15 protein-coding genes are annotated in these 20,137 nt (G+C 60.1%); 11 read left to right on the forward strand and 4 right to left on the reverse strand.

Annotated elements, in window-relative coordinates; translation table 11 throughout:
• Positions 1-190: 190 nt before the first annotated feature.
• The 3 genes from LFT45_RS04790 to LFT45_RS23455 all read right to left on the reverse strand — a co-directional run bounded on the left by LFT45_RS04790 (position 191) and on the right by LFT45_RS23455 (position 3,921).
• Positions 191-1,210: a zinc-dependent alcohol dehydrogenase family protein gene (locus tag LFT45_RS04790; protein ID WP_236807086.1), complete on the reverse strand. Its 1,020-nt coding sequence runs from the start codon at positions 1,208-1,210 to the stop codon at positions 191-193.
• Between the two features lie 429 nt (positions 1,211-1,639).
• Positions 1,640-2,578, reverse strand: coding sequence for a LysR family transcriptional regulator (locus LFT45_RS04795; protein ID WP_236807091.1), 939 nt, complete (start codon positions 2,576-2,578; stop codon positions 1,640-1,642).
• 167 nt (positions 2,579-2,745) lie between these two features.
• Positions 2,746-3,921, reverse strand: coding sequence for a zinc-dependent alcohol dehydrogenase (locus tag LFT45_RS23455; RefSeq protein ID WP_442863596.1), 1,176 nt, complete (start codon positions 3,919-3,921; stop codon positions 2,746-2,748).
• Between the two features lie 354 nt (positions 3,922-4,275).
• Here LFT45_RS23455 and LFT45_RS04805 point away from each other — a divergent pair, with 354 nt between their 5' ends.
• From LFT45_RS04805 to LFT45_RS04845, 9 genes are all read left to right on the forward strand, one after another.
• Positions 4,276-5,055, forward strand: coding sequence for an SDR family oxidoreductase (locus LFT45_RS04805; RefSeq protein WP_236807093.1), 780 nt, complete (start codon positions 4,276-4,278; stop codon positions 5,053-5,055).
• A gap of 51 nt (positions 5,056-5,106) precedes the next feature.
• Positions 5,107-5,526 (forward strand): nuclear transport factor 2 family protein, encoded by a 420-nt coding sequence (locus LFT45_RS04810; protein WP_236807094.1) that lies wholly within the window; start codon positions 5,107-5,109, stop codon positions 5,524-5,526.
• Positions 5,527-5,743: 217 nt separating this feature from the next.
• Positions 5,744-6,895: an ABC transporter permease gene (locus LFT45_RS04815; RefSeq protein ID WP_236807095.1), complete on the forward strand. Its 1,152-nt coding sequence runs from the start codon at positions 5,744-5,746 to the stop codon at positions 6,893-6,895.
• Positions 6,892-8,187: a sugar ABC transporter substrate-binding protein gene (locus LFT45_RS04820; RefSeq protein WP_236807096.1), complete on the forward strand. Its 1,296-nt coding sequence runs from the start codon at positions 6,892-6,894 to the stop codon at positions 8,185-8,187. The genes LFT45_RS04815 and LFT45_RS04820 overlap by 4 nt, the downstream gene beginning before the upstream one ends.
• Before the next feature lie 180 nt (positions 8,188-8,367).
• Positions 8,368-10,854, forward strand: a complete 2,487-nt coding sequence (locus LFT45_RS04825) for an ATP-binding cassette domain-containing protein (RefSeq protein ID WP_236807097.1) — start codon at positions 8,368-8,370, stop codon at positions 10,852-10,854.
• Positions 10,855-11,011: 157 nt separating this feature from the next.
• A complete protein-coding gene (locus LFT45_RS04830) occupies positions 11,012-11,542 on the forward strand; it encodes a cupin domain-containing protein (protein WP_236807098.1) in 531 nt (176 codons plus the stop codon).
• Positions 11,543-11,684: 142 nt separating this feature from the next.
• Positions 11,685-13,187, forward strand: a complete 1,503-nt coding sequence (locus LFT45_RS04835; protein WP_236807099.1) for an aldehyde dehydrogenase family protein — start codon at positions 11,685-11,687, stop codon at positions 13,185-13,187.
• Positions 13,188-13,784: 597 nt separating this feature from the next.
• On the forward strand, positions 13,785-14,714 hold the full coding sequence (locus tag LFT45_RS04840; protein WP_236807072.1) for an HpcH/HpaI aldolase/citrate lyase family protein: 930 nt from the start codon (positions 13,785-13,787) through the stop codon (positions 14,712-14,714).
• A gap of 20 nt (positions 14,715-14,734) precedes the next feature.
• Complete coding sequence (locus LFT45_RS04845; RefSeq protein ID WP_236807100.1) at positions 14,735-15,919, forward strand: CaiB/BaiF CoA transferase family protein; 1,185 nt, start codon at positions 14,735-14,737, stop codon at positions 15,917-15,919.
• Between the two features lie 174 nt (positions 15,920-16,093).
• On the opposite strand, the gene LFT45_RS23265 is transcribed toward LFT45_RS04845, so the two are convergent.
• Positions 16,094-16,222, reverse strand: a complete 129-nt coding sequence (locus tag LFT45_RS23265) for a hypothetical protein (protein WP_272912750.1) — start codon at positions 16,220-16,222, stop codon at positions 16,094-16,096.
• A 105-nt stretch (positions 16,223-16,327) separates the two neighbouring features.
• Here LFT45_RS23265 and LFT45_RS04850 point away from each other — a divergent pair, with 105 nt between their 5' ends.
• Positions 16,328-17,662: an MFS transporter gene (locus LFT45_RS04850; RefSeq protein ID WP_236807101.1), complete on the forward strand. Its 1,335-nt coding sequence runs from the start codon at positions 16,328-16,330 to the stop codon at positions 17,660-17,662.
• Positions 17,663-18,511: 849 nt separating this feature from the next.
• Positions 18,512-19,846 carry an MFS transporter gene (locus LFT45_RS04855; protein ID WP_236807102.1) on the forward strand — a complete coding sequence of 445 codons (1,335 nt, stop codon included), beginning with the start codon at positions 18,512-18,514 and terminating at the stop codon, positions 19,844-19,846.
• Positions 19,847-20,137: the final 291 nt, after the last annotated feature.

Raw genomic sequence — 20,137 nt, forward strand, 5'->3', positions numbered from 1 at the left:
CCCTCGGAGCGTGCTCTGGTTCGTTCTAAAGAAATTTCCGCAAGAACTCGTGGCTCGGGGACGTCGTTGAATGTCGTCGGGGTTAGACTTTAGGGCCAACCCCTTTTTGCCGGGACACTGATGTCCGGAGAGCACTCCCAGTACGTACGGGTTCATCAGAGGCTACAGCCGGCGGGACTATCTCGGGCCCCTACTGCTTGGGCAAAAAGACGCCCTTGCCATCGCTTTGACGGTCGAACCACTGGTACGCCTCCGCCGCCTGGCTCAGCGTCCAGCGCTGGGTAAAGAGGGCGTCGAGATCAATACCGCGGTCCAGCACGAAGTCTGCAAGCTTGGACATCTGCACGGAAGAGAGCGTCCAGGAAGTCTTGGCCGTGATCTGTTTCGTCAGCTGCTCCGTCATGTCCACCTGCAGCCCCGCTCCTCGCCCGATCCAGCACACGGAGCCCCAGAGGCCGAGTACCTGCAACGCTTGCTGGGTGGCGATGGGCGCTGCTGAGGTCTCGAGGCTCTTTGTGGCGCCACGGCCGCCAGTAAGAGCGAGCACTGCATCCTCGACGGAGTCGACCTCGCGGGGGTTGATGGTTTCCGCGGCACCGAACTCTTGCGCCCGCTGCAGTCTCTTCGGTTCGATGTCGAGAGCGATCACCTTGGCGCCCATTGCAGTCGCCAGTTGAGTCGCGGAGAGGCCAACGGGACCCTGCCCGAAGATGGCGATAGTGTCGTCGCCCCGCACATTGATCATCTCGAGGGCACCCCAGGCGGTGCCCGTACCGCAACTTATGGCAGCCGCTGCCTGAAAGGACAAAGCCTCCGGCAGTGGCATGACGGTCGCGAAAGGCATCTTGATGAAGTCGGCATGGCCTCCATGAACATTCAGGGCCAGTGCGCGTAATTCCTGGCGGCAGAGGTGCGTCCATCCCGCGCGGCACTGGTCGCAGCGATTGCAACCGATGTAGTGGTGGATCATCACGGCACGGCCGACCCACGAAGTGGGTACTAACTCGCCGACGGCTACGATTACGCCGGCCGGCTCGTGACCAGCGATAACGTCCGCCGCTGATCCCCGGGGCTTGCGGTACTCGTGCAGATCGGATCCGCACATACCAGATGCGCGCACCTCGACGACTACCTCCTCCGGGCCGGGAGTGGGGTCGGGAAAGTGCTGTAGTTCTAGTTCGCGGTCTCCGCGGAAAACGACTCCTTGCATCGGAATCTCCTGATTCTTCTCAGATGAATGTGTGCGTCCCAACATTGGTTCGCCAAACGAATCGTCGGTTAGTGCTTGTGGTTTCAGGGGAGTGCGTCCTCTTGGGCGCGGGAAGCCGAAGGTCACCGGCGCCGCCGGGACCGAAGGCCGCAAATGGCGCGACCTTTGAGATCCCGCGCCGACTCCAGCGCGACGAGCGCGTGGAGACATTTCCATCCGAACTGGCGGTGCGCTCCTGCCGACCCACCGCGTCCCGTGAACTCTTCTACTCGAACGTGCATCGCCGGACGCTTACCATAGTAGGCGGTGATAGAAGGCTGCGATATTAGTATTTGCTGATGGGGGTATATCAAACCGACATAGCCTTATTTGCCAGGATGCCACGCCCCGCGCCCCGGCCAGGCAGCAGCATGTACCAAGGTGCAGTCACTACTTAGGTGCGTCCAGTAGTGTGGCGGAGGGCCACGCGCCTGAGACCACCAGGTGGCGTGAGACTTGCAGCAGTTCAGAGTTGACGGCTTGGACGGAGCGAGAAATGCGGGGCGTTCGCTGCAATCCCACTACAACGGAACGCGACAGACTGGGCTCCGCCAGGGGCGCACCGCTGAGCTTCCCCTCTTGGATGTCTCGAGCGACGCCCGCTCCGGGAAGGATGGTCCATCCGCGCCCGGCGAGGACCATTTGCTTCTGAACGCTCATTGAGTTTGTCTCGAGGGAGATGTCGGGCTCGATGGGAATATCACACCGAGCCTTGTCGATGAGCGTGCGCAGTCCGTGGCCGAGAATCGGCAAGATCAATGGGCCGCTGAGCACCCGGTGCCAAGTGACGTCCACTGTAGGCAAGAGCCCCGCGTCAGCGGGAGCAACCGCCCACAGACGCTCGGAGAGCAGCGGCTTCACGCGCATCGCCGGCGTATCCGCCAGGTTGTACAGCACCGCAATGTCGACAACGCCGTCGTCCAGCCAATTCTGCAGATAGCCGGAGAATCCTGACATCACCCGTAGCTCGACCCCGGGAAATCTCGCCGCAACTGACTTGGCAAGAGGGGGAACTATCACATCAAGCAGGCTCTCCAGCACACCCACAGACACCACCCCGGTAATTTCACCTGTCTGCGGTGTCAGTTCAGTGCGCGCACGTTCCAGCTCCTGGAGCGCACGGCGTGCGTGAGAGAGGAAGACTTCACCGGCCGAGGTGAGAACCATGCCATGACGTGTCCGATCGAAGAGCACGACGCCCAGCTCGTCCTCGAGCGTCTTGATCTGCCGCGTAACCGCCGGCTGCACAATATGCAGCATCTGAGCAGCGTATGTGACACTCCCAGCCTCGGCCACGGTCACCATAGCAACCAGCTGCTTGATCTCCATGTGACCTCCTTGCCTGATCAGCTGTGTACAGGACATGCGCCCGCCCCGAGCAGCCTCAGCCTCACGCGAACGACCCTGAGTCGCCGCGTCACCTTGCTAGGTCACGGCCGATTGTGAATCGGTACTGTTGCCATGCAACTGACCGGTTCTCGTGGAGAAACGGGAGCCTACGGCGCCAAGAGCACTTTTGAGGCTTGGCGCGTTGCAGTGAGATGGATGGCATGGTCCAGCTCGTCCAGGCCTACTGCTTTCACGTCTATTGCTGCAAGCCCAGTGGCTTTGGCCAGCATTTGCGGCACGTTCTTCCAGTCAGAGATGTCGTGGGCCCGTGCGCCGACGAGGCTTTTCTCAGTCATAGCGAGCCTGCCTGAGTTGATCTCGACAGGGTGCGCAGGGAGCCCCACACAGACGACTGTTCCGCCCGGTGCGACGAGCTCGACCGCTAGTGAAACCGCGGACGCATGGCCAGCTGTCTCGAAAACGACGTCGAAAGTGCCGGCGACTTTATCGGTATCGCGGCCGACGATCCTGATCTCATCCACGCCCATAGAAGACGCGAGTTCCAACTGATGAAGATCGGCTTCGGTGCCGATAGCTGTCGTTGACACGCGCTCAGCCCCCAGTGCTGCGATCGTCATCAGCCCTACAGATCCAGGACCGACAACCGCGACCTTCATACCGGGCCGCACAGACCCTCGCTTCAGGGCGTGCAGGCCGACTGCAAAAGGCTCCGCAAGGGCAGCCACGGTATCAGGGACCTCGTCCGGCACGATAGCAACGTTGCGCTGCGGCACAACGAACCGCTCAGCGAACACGCCATCAACGTCCAAGCCCAAAACTTTGAGACGCTGGCAAAGCATGGATCTTCCCCCCAGACAGGGAGGACACGCGCCGCAAACAACGTGCCCAGATCCTACGACCCTGGACCCGATTGGGAGGCCGCTTCCTGGCCCTGATGCGATGACTCGTCCCAGATACTCATGGCCGATGATCTGCGGGAAATTGGGCCGATATGTAGCCTGCGCTGCTGCGTTCCACTCGACGAAGGACACATCGGTACGACACAGGCCGCCGTAAATCAGTTCTAGAAGAACCTCGTCTTCACCGATCTGAGGCACCGGCATTTCGCGGAGCTCCACACCGCCCGGGGCGGCTTCTTTCTTCACAAGGGCTCGCATTGTTCCTCCTGAACTTAGGTCTCTACGAAGTTGGATGTGTGAGCCGGGAAGAGCAGGGACTGATTGCACGTCACGTAGGAACTGCGTCCCTGCAGCGGTCGATGGTCCTGGCTTCAGTGCCAGCGGCCATACGCCAATGGTCTCGCCTAGATTCACAGCACCCATACTGCCCAGCTATACCCGCCTTCCACAAATAGCGATTGTTGATGCCTTCATCAATTCAACACATGCATCTTGGGGCGCTCAGTGTCCGATGATTGGCGCGGAATGTAGGCGCAATATGGATCTAAGAGAGAAGTTCCGACGTCCGTAGGCACAAGCAGCTGAAGCGATGAGGGGAAATCATGGACCCATCACAAATGGTCATTTGCCGGTCGCTCAGTTCACGCTCCATGATGGGACTAGCGAACTGTGATTGGGGTCACGGACGTTGCAAGGGCATCAGCCCTCTCACCAGAATCGAGTACGCCGGCTTCTCCTCGACAGGGGCGGGCGGCGTTGGATGGAGAAGCAAACAGTATGGCTACCCAGGATTTTTCAGGCAAGGTTGCAATGGTGACCGGCGGCGGGAGCGGCATGGGCCGTTCCACCGCACTCGCCTTTGCAGCAGCTGGGGCGCGTACCGTGGTCGTTGACTTGTCGGAAGAGTCGGCCCGGGCGACCGTAGACCTAATCAAGGAACAGGGCGGTGAGGCAATTGCTCTGCGGTGCGACGTAACACGGAGCGAAGACCTAAAGGCCGCGCTGGAAGAAACGGTCGCGACTTACGGACGCCTTGATGTGGCCTTCAACAACGCTGGCCTCGAACATGGGCTCATCGCCACCGCTGAGATCTCGGACGCTGAGTTCGACCGCATAGTAAATGTGAGTCTGAAGGGGGTCTTCCTTAGCATGAAGCACCAGATCCCTCTCATGCTTGCCAATGGCGGTGGAGCCATCGTCAACAACTCTTCCGCCGCTGGACTGGTCGGGTTTAAAGGGCAGGCCGCCTATACTGCCGCAAAGCACGGCATGGTTGGTCTCACCAAGTCCGCTGCCCTCGATTATGCGCCGGAAAACGTGCGTATAAACGCCATTTGTCCCGGTATCGTCGACACCCCGATGATGGACCGAGTTACGGGCGGCACCTCAGACGGGCGTGCTGCAGTTATCACAATGGAGCCTATTGGGCGCATGGGCCGTCCCGAAGAGATCTCGGCCACCGTGCTGTGGTTGTGCTCCGATGCTGCGTCGTTCGTCGTCGGCCACGCATTGTCGGTCGACGGAGGAATGACCACAGGCCATTTTGGCGAACGCTAATCAATTCCTTGACCACTAGTCGGTACAAATCACCCGAAACTGCCGAGCATAATGAAGGAGAACCTGGTGCGTGCCAGCGAATCAACAATCGAATTCCTGACCAAGTACTACGCCGCCATGGAGGCGAAGGACTTGGTGCGTTGCAGAGCTTATTACACCGACGACATGACAGTGATTTTTGCTAACGCTCCAAAGCTCGAGGGCGCTGACGCCTTCGTTGCAACGCTTTCCGGCCTGCTCGAACAGATCGAAACGTTGCATCATGACGTCGTCGCGGCATGGGAGGAAGGCGATGGCGTCCTGATCTTCGAGTCTGTCGCGACCTGGACACTCCTCGATGGAAACTCCCTAACCATCCCAGCTTGCTCGGTGTGCAGGATTGTCGACGGGAAGTTCGTGGAGCAGCAGGTCTACGTGGACAATGCACCGCTGTTCACCGCCCTCAAGCAGGATGAGACGGTAAAGGCCTGAGAGCCTACCGCTCACGGCCGGGGGACGCCATGGGCCTTCCCACAGCCGTCCTCGGCCCAGGGTGAGGACCACATGGGCCGGCGCGTTCATCACATCTTCACAACCGAAAATTTCAGTCTAGGGACGCCGATGTCTCCTGCCGCTTCGCGAACTCGGCGCCACGGCCCGAGATCGACGGATTCGCCAAGCGTTTGACGCTGAAAAGAAAAGGTACATTGTGCAAAAATACGAACCGATCTCGGAAGTGACCGAGCAACGGGACTCGAAAAATCCGTTATCCGAGCCGGGCCGAGAGAGGGCGCCGTCCGGCCTAATCACCGATCTGAAGTACCGGTTTCCCGGGCGATACCTAGCAAGTTGGGGAGCGCTCGTGCTTGCCCTGTTGGTTATTTCCCTGGTTGTTCCGGTCGCACTTCGCCCAGACGGCCTTAGGGTCGCAACGGCGCTCGCTGGAGTGCTGGCACTTGCGTCGTTCGGGCAAATGCTCGTCGTGATGCTGGGTGCGATTGATCTTTCGCTTCCTGCCGTGATCACATGCTCGGCAGGAGTAGTGGTGCACTACGGAACGCCGGGGTCGAATCTCCTCGCGGTTGTCGGCGGAGCACTCGCGGTCGCCGTCGTGATCAGCCTTTTGAATTGGCTTTTCATCTCTGTCATCCGACTGAACGCCATCATCGTCACGTTGGCCACCTTTGGAATCGTTACCGGCGCAGTGGTGCTATGGACCGGCACGTCCTTCTCACTTACCGGTCTGGCGCCCACGGACTTGCAGAATTTCACCCACTGGTCCCTTTTGAGCCTCAACGCCTCCTTCCTCGTTGCGGTCGCGGTCGGCGTTACTATCGCCCTGGTTCTGTCCAAGACCCGCGGCGGGCGACAAGTTGGCGCCATTGGGGCAAATAGGCGCGCGGCGCGGTTTCACGGCATCAAGGTCCGCCGCGTCGAACTCTTTACTTTCTGCGGCGTCGGACTCCTCTACGGCCTCGCCGGCGTCTTGGTGGCGGGTATCGTCGTGACGCCGGACACCTCGGTGGGCACGCCTTACCAACTCGCTACCATCACCGCCGTCGCCATTGCAGGTACAGCCTTCAACGGTGGTCCCTCCAGCACGGCCAGTGTGCTGTGTGCTTGCTTGTTTTTGCAGCTGCTCGATCAAGCTCTTTCCATCTACGGGTTCGCCGCCGGCCCCCGGGTCGTGGCACAGGGTGTCGCTCTTGTCCTCGCGGTATCGGCGATCACCCTCGGCCAGTTCGCACTCTCTGGGTTGCGCTGGAGCAACCGCGGTATCCACAGGGGCAGCGGACCAAACCGTGAACAGGGCGTGGAGTCGAAGACGACCCCGCCACTCAATATCAAGGAGACAATATGAAAATTACTGGCGCGGGTTGGACTGAATTCCGGCGTACCCGCTTCTCGATGCCCATCGTGGCAGGCACTGTGCTTGCCACGATCCTCACCGGCTGCTCGAGCACCACGGGGGCCAACACTACCGACAAAGCCTCGCATGGTGTCCCCACGGATCTGATCACTGCGTCGTCTGTCGATTCCAAACAACTCGCAGCGACAGCGAAGAAGGCGCTCCTGGCAGATGTGCCGGTCTCTGAGCTTCCCCCGGTCGTGGCTGACGCCTTCGCAGTGGCGTCAAAGCCACTAACTGATGCCCAGCTACAGCTTCTTAAGACCTGCTTGAGGCAGCGCTCCTGTGACACTGGGCAGGGAACCCTGACCGTGGCGATCAACGCCGACTTCACGAACAACCCAGTGTGGAGCACCCGCCGGGCTGAGGCGACGGCACAAGCCCTTGCCTACCCTCAGGTCAAGCGAATTATCTTCACTAGCTCGTCTAGTGGGAACATTGCCGAGGTCCTAGCCAACCTTCGAAGCCTCATCGCTCAAAAGGTCGACATTATTGTCGAAGACCCGGTTTTCGGTGCCGCCATTCTGCCGGCGGCGAGGGAAGCGAAGGCCGCTGGCATCACCTTTGTCACCGCAAACTCGCCTCTTCCCCCGGAGGCGGCGCAAATGGTCTCGGTACAGCTTCCTTACGACCTGTGCGGTATCGGCACGGCTGCTGCGAAGAAGATTGTGGCCGGGGCAGGAACTACGTCAAAGTCATATGCGTTTTACACCGGCGTCCCGGGAAATGCCAACGCCGCTGAATGGCAGCCCTGTGCAGAGAAAGAACTGAAAGCGGCTGGCTGGAACCAGGCCGTATCCGGGTTCACTCAGTGGACCGGGCAGGGGGAGACACAGGCAGCCAATGAGCTTCTTGCCTCGGGTAAGGATGTCGCCGCGATGTTCTACGACTACAGCGCTGATGCCTTCCTACGGCCTTATATCAATGCCGGAAAGACTCCGCCTGCCTCATTTGTCGACACTGCCAACTATTCTGCCTTCGACGTCGCCAATGACGCGAAAAAAGCCGGCCTTAACTCAGCCAACTACGTCTCCAACGGGCACGTTTGGTACGCCCGCATGGGGGTGACCGCCGGCATCGAGATCAAGCTGGGCGTAAACGTCCCGAACAAAGTTCTCGCACCCGTGCCGGTAGTGGCGCTCGCTGACATTCGTGACCAAAACGTGTCGGGGATGCCGTCAAACGTGCCGCTACCAACCCTGCTCAGCCCTGAGCTGGCCAAACTGGCTCTCTCTGCCGGTTGAGTCGTTTGTCCCGAGCCGGTCGGGGTCCGATCGTAGGAAGCCCGACCGACAACCCAAATAACTATGTGGACCTACTCACGTAGGGGAGAACTGCTAATGATGAAAGAACAAATTATGGTGACGCCGGATGGCGGGGCACTGACTTCGTCAAACACTGACTCGGCTCTCGTTCTTACTAATGTGTCAAAATCGTTCCCTGGTGTTAAAGCTCTCACGGATGTCGACTTTGATTGCAGGCCCGGCGAGGTGCATGCCCTTGTCGGAGAGAACGGGTCAGGAAAGTCGACACTGATTAAGATTGCCGCTGGTGTCTTGACGCCGGATAGCGGATCGGTGCTTATCGAAGGAAAATCTCTGTCGCGGGGCGGTATCCGACAGGCCCGCCGCCTAGGCCTTGAGACTGCATACCAGGACACTTCGCTTGTGCCGGAGCTGACAGTCGCAGAAAATGTCGCACTTTCCTTTGACGCCGTTGGTAAAAAGCGTCCCGGCGACCTGAGGAACCTGTTGGCCGCCTACCAACTGCCATTCGATCTATCGGCCACTGTCTCCGCGCTCGGGCCGGGGGCGCGTCAACTCCTTGAGGTAGCTCGAGCGATGAGCCATCGCCCCCGCGTGCTGCTCCTTGACGAGCCCACTGCAGCGCTCGATATGAGGTTGGCCGCTCACCTAGAGGAACTGGTGCGAACCGCACGAGACGAGGGCACTGCCATCGTTTACGTTAGCCATCGTTTGGAGGAGGTTCGTCGCCTTGCCGATCGGCTGACCGTTCTTCGTGACGGAGTCATCCAGGGAACCCACAGGTCCCGCGACTGGCATGTCGATGACATAGTGGAGCTCATGGTCGGCGCACCAACCGAACTGGAGTTTCCTCAGCGTAGCAATCAGCCGTCGCCCAGACCGCGTCTCGAAGTCCGGGACCTTGCCGGGTCCGACTTCGGTCCTGTGTCCCTCGCGGTCAAGGGCGGAGAGATTGTCGGGGTCGCCGGTGCGGAAGGAAACGGTCAGCGCGCCTTGCTGCGGGGGCTCATCGGAATCGGTCGAAGCGACGGCGACATCGCTGTCGACGGCGAGGTGCTTACCAAGCCCAATCCAGCCAGTGCGTTGCATGCAGGCATCAACTTCCAGAGTGGTGATCGGGCCGCAGAGTCCGTCTACGGTCCACTTCCCGTAATGGATAACCTCACAATTCAGTCCGGCGCAGCCAACGGGCCGGGCGGCCTCGCCCTGCTCCGAAGGCTGAAGGGTGCCTGGAACCGCGCGGCGGCTCAGTTCGGTATTGTCGCCGCCTCGCCGTTCCAGCCGATCAGCGCCCTCTCCGGGGGTAATCAACAAAAGATCGTTCTTGCACGGACTACCCTTCGAACGCCGAAAGTCCTGGTTGTTGACGAGCCGACCCAAGGTGTTGACGCACGTGCCCGGATGGACATCTACAGGATGCTCTCGGAGGCCGCCGAAGACGGTACCGCCGTGCTCGTAAACTCGTCTGACTCAGCCGAATTGGCAGGCTTGTGCGACCGCGTCTACGTGATGTCGCGGGGAGAAATCAGCGCCGAACTAGTTGGACCTACAACGGAGGCCGAAATCGTTCGCAGCTTTGTGAGCGCCGGCGGAGTAGCGGAGCGGTCGGACTCAGGGGCCGCTGGGTCGGGGTGGCTCGCCCGGTCGCTGGGCCGGGTGACTCCATACGTCCCAATTATCGTGCTGCTTCTGCTCTCGGCGCTCCTAGCGTTATACACAGGCGCTCATTCGCCCGTATTTTGGACGGGACCGAACCTGGCCAACCTGATGCTCCTTAGCCTTCCCCTCGCGTTCGTCGCGCTGGGACAACAGTTCACCTTGCTATCGGGAGGCTTCGACATATCTGTGGGTGCCACGATGAGTCTCACCGTGGTTCTAGCGTCGATGACGCTTCCCAATCTTAGTGCCGGATCGATGCTTGTCACTGTGCCTCTGGTCCTTCTTGCAGCCGGACTCGTGGGTGCCTTGAACGCGCTACTTATCGGACCACTCAAGGTCAACCCAATCGTCGCGACAATCGCGACGCTTGGAATCATTCAGGGTATCGCCATCGTCCTCCGGCCCCAGCCAGGTGGCCTGATCGCGCCTGACCTGGGCACGGCCTTCAGCATGGGCGTGGGCTTTATCCCGGCGCCGTTCATAATTCTCGTGGTCCTCACCGTCGCTCTTGAGTTCTGGCTGTACCGCACACGCGGTGGCCTCGCGCTCCGTGCAGTCGGTTTCAACTCGCAGTCAAGCGACCGTGTCGGGCGGCGCTCGGTCCTGGTCCGCTCGGCGGGTCTGATCATCTGCGCAATCGGAGCAGTAGCAGGCGGCATCTGTCTCGCCTCGCTCACCGGTATCGGTACCAATGATGTGGGTTCCGGGTATTCACTCCCTTGCTTTGCCGCGGTTTTCCTCGGCGGTGCGGTGCTCACCGGGGGTCGCGGCTCCTTCATTGGCGCTGTTCTTGGCGCGCTCTTCCTTTCCCTAATCGACAACGCGACGCCGTTGCTCAGCATCCCCGACGGGGCTAAGCAGACCCTCTACGGAGCCATTCTGATCATCGCGGTGGCCGCCTATGTGGGAGTGGAGCGCCTGCGAAACGGCGCAGGTCGAACTGGCAAGCGTTCTATACGAAGCACGGAACAGAAGGCTCATGTCTAGTCAGCCAATCTGGATGCGAGTTCCCAACATTCTTGGGTCGAGAACGCGCACCGCACTGGCACTCGTACACCACACAACCGGCTCTCACCACTACCCCCAAGGCGCACGGCTAGCCGGTTTCTGAAACCGCACGCACCACAACCGAAAGGAATACATCATGGCAGGCGAATACCGCGACCTACGTGCACGACGGATCGTGACAGGATTGGATGACCAAGGCCGGTCAACGATCGTCAGTGATGAACTGACCGATACCCGGCTAGTGACCGAGGCCTTCATGCGCAACGACATCTGGCAGGCCAAGGAAGTCCCCGGCTCAGCCCTCGCGGAGAACTCCCTTGCTGAGGTCGCCGTCATTCCACCGCCGCCATTGGGTTACACCTACAACCTCACGGCGTTCCCGCCAGATAGCGAGTGGGACTACGAGGCTGGTTATGCGCAAGCTCTGGCGAACGCGGCCGCCTCCGAGTCGACGAGTCCGACGGATATTCCGGGCATGCACACCACGGAGACCGTCGATATCGTCACGCTCATCTCCGGTGAGCTTTGGGCGATTCTCGAGACCGGCGAGACACTGCTCAAGCCAGGTGACACGCTCGTCCAGCGAGGCACCAAACACGCTTGGCGAAACAAGGGCGACGTGCCGGCAGTCATCGCTGCCATCCAGGTCTCCGCGACCCGCCCTTGAAGCCCCACGATCTCTCTGGGAGCCGAATGGGTTTGTGGCGACGAGTCCCGGAGTCACAGAGCTGTTTAGTCCAGGCGAGATCGGGCAAGGAGCATCTTTATTTTGATTGACGGAATGTCAAAGGTCAGGTGAGAGGAAAACAATGACCACCACACCCCAGCAGAACTTCGCTCCGTCCGAGCAGGCCCGGGGCTTTTTGTCCCGCGATGTGCACCATCTCGTCATCGACGGCCAGAACGTACCGGCCGTGTCCGGGAAGACAATGACAACCATCAGTCCGTCGACGGGTGAGGTCTTGGCGCGGCTTGCTGCCGGCGATCAGGCCGACGTCGATCGTGCGGTCGTGGCTGCACGCAAGGCGTTCAAAGGTCAGTGGAGTACCTGGAGCCCGTACGAGCGCCAGGCGCTGCTGACACGGGTCGCCCAGGTCATGGACGAAAGATTCGAGGAACTGGTCCAGATCGAGGCCATGGACATGGGCGCCCCCGTCTCCCGGTTGTCCAACACCAAGGCCTCCTTGATGAAGATGCTGTCGTTCTTCGCATCGCAGGCGACCAGCATCAGCGGTGAGACGCTGATGAACGGCATCCCCGGCAACGTCACCACGATGACGCTAAAGGCCCCCGTTGGGGTGATTGGTGGAATCATTCCCTGGAACGGTCCGCTCAACAGCCAGTTCTGGATCATCGGTGCTGTTCTGGCCAGCGGATGCACTGCAGTACTGAAGCCGGCCTCCGAAGCTTCGCTGTCGGTGTTGCGGGTGGCCGAAATCCTGCTCGAAGCCGGAGTGCCGGCAGGGGTCATCAATGTCGTCACTGGTTCGGGCAGGGAAGCCGGTCATGCGCTGGCGGCCCACCCGGACGTTGATCGCATCGCTTTCACCGGATCGACGCAGACCGGCCGCAGCATCATTGAGGCGTCCACGGTAAACATCAAGAAGCTGCAGCTGGAACTTGGCGGCAAGTCCGCAGACATCATCTGCTCCGACGCGGACCTGGACAAGGCCGTGCCCGGAGCCGCCATGGGTGTTTTCGCCAATTCCGGCCAGATCTGTTTCGCCGGTACCCGGGTGCTGGTTCAACGGCCCATCGTCGAGGAGTTCACCGAACGGCTTCTGGCGTTCATGCAGACCCTGCGGGTCGGGCACAGCCTGGACACCACTGCCACGTTGGGCCCGGTCATCTCCCAGTCCCAGTTGGACACGGTGCTGTCCTACATCGACATCGGCCGAAACGAAGGGGCTGAACTGCTCTGCGGCGGCCAGCGGCTCGAGGGTGACCTCGGGAGCGGATACTTCATGCAGCCGAGCGTCTTCGGTGGCGTGACCAATCAGATGCGAATCGCCCGTGAGGAGATCTTCGGCCCGGTTCTGTCGATCATGCCGTTCGACGACGTCGACGAGGCCATCGCTATCGCAAATGACAGCGAGTACGGTCTCGGGGGAGCGGTGTGGTCAGAAAGCCTGTCCACCTCCCTTCGGATAGTCCAAGGCGTGCATACAGGTACCATGTGGGTCAACTGCTATGGCTACATCGATCCGCTAGTCGGATTCAGCGGAACGAAGCTCAGCGGCTATGGCTACAAAGGCACTGCAGCACACATGGACACTTACCTCTACACCAAGAGCGTCTACATGCAACTGTGACCTCGTGAGGGTTGGGCAAAAGACTGCCATGATCATGAAGGAGTCACTGAGGCTGATGCGAGCCAGTACGGGCCCGACCTATGAAGTGGTCGGTGCCGCAGTGGTATAGGTCCAACCGGAAAAGGAGACATCTCCGGAGCGCACGGCATGAGCGCCGAGCGTCTCGGCCTTCGCAGCTCCCAACGTCGCTTACCTGATCGAGGCCGCTGGTGAACCCGTAATGCACGCCCAGGCGAGCCAGGCGCCGGTGGACCACAAGACCGGCCGTACCCCGTGGGCCGGCAAGGAGTGGCGGATCTTCGTCAACTTCCTTAGTTCCGTCGGCAGAGAAAGCAGCATGGTCTGGCGGCACCCGGTTTGGGTGTCGTCAGACCATTTCACGTTTCTTGCGGGGGAGGGTGAGCCCCTTAGTGGTGGTGCCCGAGTTGATGTCGGGGGGTGATAGAGGTATCAGGAATGGTCATTTGCCTTCGGGTCTCATCACCGCGGAGGATGGGCATACATGACCTGTGACTCGAATCACCGGAGTGAAGCCGGGAGTCACTACTCGATGGACGTTGAATGGCCGGCGTTCATCTCGATTTGCACGGGAGCCCAATGACGATCTCAACCGACGCTGCTGTTACCAATTCGCGTCAGCTTTTCAGGTCACTGCTGTTTATCCCGGCTACCAAGCTGCGGTGGATCAGCAGCGGTGTCCGGGCCGGGGCGGACGCTCTTATCCTCGACCTGGAAGATGCTGTTGCTGAAGCAGATAAGCCTGCCGCGAGGGAGGCCCTGCAATCAATCGAGGCGGACGACCACGGTGACGTGCAGCTGCTGGCCCGGATGAATGAAATACATTCCGGCCATCTTCTCGAGGACGTTCAGGCCATCGTCGCCTCCCGCTGCGCCGGGGTGGTGGTTCCGAAGGCGGAGAGCGTTGACGACCTGAAAATGCTGATAAACACGGTCAGGCTCTTCGAGCAAAACTCGGACCGGGCCCGGCCACTTGATGTGCACGTCATGCTGGAGAGTGCTGCAGGTATCCGCAATGCCTTCGAACTCGGCAGCTGCGATGAGCGGGTCAAGAGCCTTATGACAGGCACGATCCCGGACGGAGACGTCGCACGATCAGTCGGCTTCACGCCCACGAGATCCGGTCTGGAGACTCTGTTCCTGCTTTCCCACGTCCAGCTCGAAGGCCGGGCTGCCGGCTGCGCCACCTACGCCATGGTCTCGGCCTCAGTGGGACACGGCGAGGACGAGATGCACGAGAAGCTCCAGCAGGCAAGAAATATCGGATACGCCGGGGCGACGCTGATACATCCGTCGCATGTGCTGGCCGCAAACACGACTTTCGGCCCCAGCACTGAAGAGATAGAGAGGGCCGAACGGGTCCTCGAGGCTCTCGAACACGCGCATGCAGAGCGCCGCGGGGCCGTTGCACTTGACGGCCAGATGATCGATACCGCACACGGCGTTTCAGCCCGAGCCACGCTTGAACGTGCCTCGGAGTACCGACTCACTGCCAGCCCCATTAACTAAAGACTACGAGAAGAGAAGCAATGTCCTCACTAGAAGGAATCCGGGTACTTGAATTCGGCCACGTGATCGCAGGGCCCTTCGCAGCAAGCCTGCTCGGCGACCACGGTGCCGAAGTTATCAAGATTGAGCGTCCAAACCAGGGCGACAGCCTCCGCAAGATGGGCCCGCAAAACGCACGTGGGCTCTGGTTCGAGGTGAGCGCACGGAACAAAAAGAGTGTGGAAGTCGACCTCGGCAGCCCCGAAGGCGCGGCCTTCGCCCGCGAACTGGTCGAAAGCGCGGACGTAATCATTGAAAACTACCGTCCCGGAGTCATGGAACAGTTCGGGCTGGGCTGGGACGACGTCCACGCCATCAATCCCCGGGCCGTGATGCTCCGGATCTCCGGATTCGGCCAGACCGGTCCCTACAGTGCCCGCCCAGGCTTCGGCAAAATCAGCGAAGCCTTCAGCGGTGCCACGAACCTCACCGGCTACACCGACGGCCCGCCCGTCCACCCGGGCTACTCCCACGGAGACCTGGTCACCGGTGTCTTTGGCGCCTTCGGCGTGATGCTTGCCCTCCATGAGCGGAACACCTCCGGACTGGGACAGATGATCGACCTGCCCCTCTATGAAGGCCTGTTCAGGATGATCGATTGGCAGGTGCCCTTCCTTGACGTTCTTGGCATAGATTCCACCCGCGCAGGAGCATCATTCCCGTTTGCCGGCGGGTTCATCACAGAAATTCTGCCGACCATCGACGGCAAGTTCGTGGTCGTATCCGCCGCCACCGGAAAGCACGTCGGCAACGTCGTGGACTTCCTGCAGGAAGGCGGGCACCTCGAGGTCAAAGGCGAGGGCGACATCCCCGTCTCAGTGATCAAGGACGCCCTCGGCGCATGGCTCGGAACGCAAAATTCCGACGAAGCAGTCGCGAGCCTGAAATCCGTCGGCGTGATCGCCGAAAAAGTCAGCAAACCCAGCGACATCACCAAAGACCCCCACATCGCCGCCCGACACAACCTCGTCCCCGTCGAAAGCGAAGAATACGGAAAATTCACCGTACCCGCCCCCGTACCCCGCCTCTCACGCACACCAGGCCAAGTCCGCTCACTCGGCCCAAAACTAGGAGCCCACAACCAACTGCTCAACGCACCTACCACCAAAATCGTTGGCCCGGACTCTTCATTGGCGTTGTCGGTAGGGGTCGTAGAGGCGGGCTGATGTCCTTGCGGGAAGCCGGGAAAAGTTTCGGGCATGTCGGGTGGCCAGATGCCAGATGGCAGATGCCAGAGCGGTGAGTTGAGCACGCAGCAGATGTTGGTCCCTGGCAGTGGTCCGTCAGGGATGATGTCGGTGGCGCTGGTGAACTTAGGCATCCGTGCGCTCGGGGCCGTGCTAGTCCACGGCCGGTTGCCAGTGCTTTTGGTCGTTGATCCAGTCGATCATGTGGGCTTTGGCAGCTTGAACGGGGCAGGAAACGGCGAGCTCGGCGCTGGCGGCATCCAGATACCGGAATAACTTCATGGAGGCCCTGGCGCTGTCAGTGCGAACCCGGGACAGCTCCAGCAGATTCTTCGGCCGTTTTACTTCTCAAATTCAGCAGGAATTACTTCTCAAAGGAGAGAGCTTATGACCGGCACCACAGACGAGAGCAGTCTCAGTAGGCTACGTCTCGCTGGAGAACAAGCCGACAGGGGCTTGCCGAAAAATGTCCTGGTAGCCGGGTCGATCGGAACGTTTGTCGAGTACTTCGACCTGGTGACGTTTGGGGCTTTGGCTTCAGTGATGGCCGGAGTCTTTTTCCCAAGCACCGATGAAGGTGTAGGCCTTCTCCAGACTTTCGCAGTTTTTGCGTTGGCATTCGTCGCGCGGCCTCTTGGTGGACTGTTGTGGGGTCCTGTTGGAGACCGAATTGGTCGCAAACGAACGTTGGCGGCGATCATCATCGTCATGACCGTAGCCACGGTGCTGACAGGCATCCTTCCGAGTTTTGCAACGGTCGGCATTTGGGCGCCTATCTTGTTGTGCCTTCTGCGACTCGTTCAAGGAATCTCAGCTGGCGGTGAAGTGCCGGGTGCCGCGATCTTCATCGGCGAGTACTCGCCAAACAACCGCCGGGCCTTCACGACCAGCTTTCTATCGGTCGCCGTTATGGGCTCGCAGTTGGTGGCTTTGCTAGTAGCGACCTTTCTGGTGTCCTCGCTATCCCCTGAGGCAATGCAGAGCTGGGGATGGAGGATCCCGTTCCTCATCGCTTTACCTTTGGGCGGGGTCGGGCTTTACATCCGGTCCCGGCTCGAAGAAACGCCAGTCTTCAATGATATCGAGCAGGAAGGCGCCAAGAGCCGGAGCCCGCTTAAGGCCGTTGTCAGCAATACCGCGGGTTGGAAGATGATGGGTCGCGCCACGCTGTTCAACCTGCCCGTTCAGGTCCCTGGTTTCCTGCTCCTGACGTTCATGCCGTCATATCTAACGAAGTCGGCCGGACTCTCCAGCGGAGGGGCACTGGTCTGCATCTCCATCGCGGTCGTCGTCATGATCGTGGTCCAACCGATTGCCGGCCTCCTCTCAGACCGTTTCGGGCGGCGTCCGATGCTGTTCGCCTGTGTGGCCGTAACCCTCGTGTCAGCGAATCCGGCTTTTGCCCTGATCCAGATGGGCGGGTACGTTCTTCCCACACTCGGACTCGTCCTCATTGCGATCGTGCACGGGATGGGCACAGGAACTCAGCTGGCCCCGCTCCTAGAGTCCTTCCCGACCCGGATCCGCTATACGGGCTTCGCACTTTCACTCGGTCTTATCGTTTCGGTGATCTCCGGGCCAACACCCTACATTGCACAGTGGCTCCTCAGTACCACTGGAAATGTCTATTCGCCTGCATGGCTCATGATGGCGGTCGTCGTCCCCTCGGCGATAGGAGTCTTCTTCATCCGTGAGACGAACAACCGCCCCCTACCCGAATGACAGCGCACCGACTTCATCTCGCCAGTCACGGAGAACCCTATTGCTTCGGTTCCGTAGGGCACACGGGCCAGACATCGAGCGCGCCTTCTTCGCCGCCCACAAAAGCAGCAGCGTACGCCAGTAACCTCAGAATGCCGCGGGGACTGGGTTTGCAACCTCAGGAGAATCACTTGAAGATCACATCTGTCGAGGCCGTTCCATTCACGGTCCCATACCGGAGGGCGTCGTCAAAGGCAGGGGCGAGCGTTTCTCTCTGACGCGTTTCCGGACCTTAGAGTCGGCAACGGTTGGGTGCTTCACTCTTTGTCAAGACCCGCCTCGATATCGGCTCGAATACCAGGTTATAGCTCCGGGCGGAACATATGGGGTTGAGTGGCTGCATCCTGGGCCCGATATTTCGGTCGGAATCCATGCTCACCGCTTGAGTAGCTCTGTTCGACTTCATCAGGGAGGCTAATCCATTGGTGTACGGGGCGACTGCAATGATGCATGGAGATCATGGGCCCATAACAAATGATCATTTGCGAGCCCGCCACTCCATGCCAGAACATGGAACCAATACGTTTGTGACTCGAATCACCGGACTGAAAGCCGTAAGTCATTACTCAGTGGAGGTTGAATGCCAGCTTCCGTCTCAATTTCCACGGGAGCCCAGTGCCGGTCTCAATCCACGCCGGTGACAGCAATTCGCGTGAGCTTTTCAAATCCACCTAGTTCGCGTTCCGAGGACCCCAAACCCCTTTCGCGAACACCGAACAAGTTCGCTCGGTACTTGCTTCGAAGTTGACGCAAACCATACTGTCCATTCCCGACCTGTAAACTCTTCACCGCAAAGTTTAGGACATCATTATGAAAGCAAATTCGATTTTGGAGGATCTGGACGTAAAACGACCGCCCCGCCTTCCCATGAGCAAAAATGCGCGGCGGGCGGCTGTCTCTGGTTTCATTGGCAGCACGCTGGAGTACTACGATTTCTTCATTTACGCATCCGCTTCCGCGCTGATCTTCGGAACCTTGTTCTTTCCCGCCGAGAACGCTTCAACACTCCTTTCGGTTAGCACCCTGGGTGTGGCGTACATTGCTCGTCCTCTCGGTGCTACACTCTGGGGGCATTTGGGCGACAAGATCGGCCGGCGCAACACCCTCGTGGCATGCCTTGGTCTCATGGGGACGGCAACATTCCTTATCGGCTGCCTGCCCACCTACGGCCAGATCGGCATCGCTGCACCGGTTATTCTCGTTGCGCTGCGTTTAATGCAGGGCCTTTCGGCCGGCGGTGAGTCGCCCGGCTCAGCCTCGATGTCGATGGAGCATGCTCCAGACAACCGCCGTGCGTTCACCGTCAGCTTCACGATCAGCGGAGTCATGTTCGGCGTCGTCCTGGCAACTGTGGTGTTCATCCCCGTGGCTATGCTTCCCGACGAGGCCCTGTTCAGCTGGGGCTGGCGCGTACCCTTCCTGATCAGCATACTGCTCACAGGCGTCGCCTTTTGGGTTCGCCGCCGGCTCCCCGAGCCGGAGGTCTTCGAGGAGGCAAAGGCATCGAGCCAGGTGGCGCCCATTCCGGCGGTGGACCTGTTCCGCTACCACTGGCACACTGTCGTTCGCCTCATCCTCAGCGCGACGTTCACCATCTTGAACACTATGCTCAATGTGTTCGGCCTCGCCTACGCGGTCGAGCATGGGATCGACCGCGGGACGGTACTTTTTGCAATTGCCGCTGCCAACATGGCTGCGGTGTTTACTCAACCACTGTTTGGCCTGCTTTCTGATCGGATCGGCCGCAAGCCGGTGTTTATTACTGGCGTGATTGGCGGCGGTGCAATGATGTTCGCCTTCTTCCACGCGATCGATGCCGGGAACATCGTTCTGATGTTCACCAGCAGCATCGTGCTCATTGGTATCTTCTACGCCATGCCGAACGCTGCCTTCATGGCGGCGTTCCCGGAACAGTTTCCCCCAAATGTCCGCTATAGCGGCATGGCAATCAGTCTTAGCGTTGGCCAACTTACGGCGGGGTTCGGCCCCGCGATCGCCGTCGCCATGATTGCCGGCGATACCGCGAACTGGCAGCCGGTCGCGTGGATGTGTCTCGGGTTCGGCATCCTGGCCGCAGTCGCTTTCATGACCTGTGCAGAGACCCACAAGGTTCCCACTCACAAGCTGGGACTACGGAAGGACTAGTTGCTCGCTGCCCTCTATTCCCCGGACTTCATTCTTCTGAACGGATGGTAAGTCCTCTGGCCGCCGCAGCAACGGAGTCGGCGGATTAGGGGACTCGTCCAGTGCGGGTGCACGGGATACCCGAGTATGCCGTGCATCCGCTTAGTGCTGAAGATATCGCCGCGGAGGGCTCCACCGAATATCCGGTTGCTATTAGGTGTGGCATCAAGTGGCCCGCGCGCGTAGCGTCTTTGGCAGGCGATGGGCTCAGATCCCTGTAGCGCGGAGCCGTTGAAGTCAATCCGTTGAAGG

This window comes from Arthrobacter sp. FW305-BF8, from assembly GCF_021789315.1.
GTDB lineage: Bacteria > Actinomycetota > Actinomycetes > Actinomycetales > Micrococcaceae > Arthrobacter.

Bases quoted from the DNA above. Each gene is read 5' to 3' on its own strand.
- LFT45_RS04790 (WP_236807086.1), bottom strand. From the start codon at position 1,210: ATGCAAGGAGTCGTTTTCCGCGGAGACCGCGAACTAGAACTACAGCAC.
- LFT45_RS04795 (WP_236807091.1), bottom strand. From the start codon at position 2,578: ATGGAGATCAAGCAGCTGGTTGCTATGGTGACCGTGGCCGAGGCTGGG.
- LFT45_RS23455 (WP_442863596.1), bottom strand. From the start codon at position 3,921: ATGGGTGCTGTGAATCTAGGCGAGACCATTGGCGTATGGCCGCTGGCA.
- LFT45_RS04805 (WP_236807093.1), top strand. From the start codon at position 4,276: ATGGCTACCCAGGATTTTTCAGGCAAGGTTGCAATGGTGACCGGCGGC.
- LFT45_RS04810 (WP_236807094.1), top strand. From the start codon at position 5,107: ATGAAGGAGAACCTGGTGCGTGCCAGCGAATCAACAATCGAATTCCTG.
- LFT45_RS04820 (WP_236807096.1), top strand. From the start codon at position 6,892: ATGAAAATTACTGGCGCGGGTTGGACTGAATTCCGGCGTACCCGCTTC.
- LFT45_RS04830 (WP_236807098.1), top strand. From the start codon at position 11,012: ATGGCAGGCGAATACCGCGACCTACGTGCACGACGGATCGTGACAGGA.
- LFT45_RS04835 (WP_236807099.1), top strand. From the start codon at position 11,685: ATGACCACCACACCCCAGCAGAACTTCGCTCCGTCCGAGCAGGCCCGG.
- LFT45_RS04840 (WP_236807072.1), top strand. From the start codon at position 13,785: ATGACGATCTCAACCGACGCTGCTGTTACCAATTCGCGTCAGCTTTTC.
- LFT45_RS04845 (WP_236807100.1), top strand. From the start codon at position 14,735: ATGTCCTCACTAGAAGGAATCCGGGTACTTGAATTCGGCCACGTGATC.
- LFT45_RS23265 (WP_272912750.1), bottom strand. From the start codon at position 16,222: ATGAAGTTATTCCGGTATCTGGATGCCGCCAGCGCCGAGCTCGCCGTT.
- LFT45_RS04850 (WP_236807101.1), top strand. From the start codon at position 16,328: ATGACCGGCACCACAGACGAGAGCAGTCTCAGTAGGCTACGTCTCGCT.
- LFT45_RS04855 (WP_236807102.1), top strand. From the start codon at position 18,512: ATGAAAGCAAATTCGATTTTGGAGGATCTGGACGTAAAACGACCGCCC.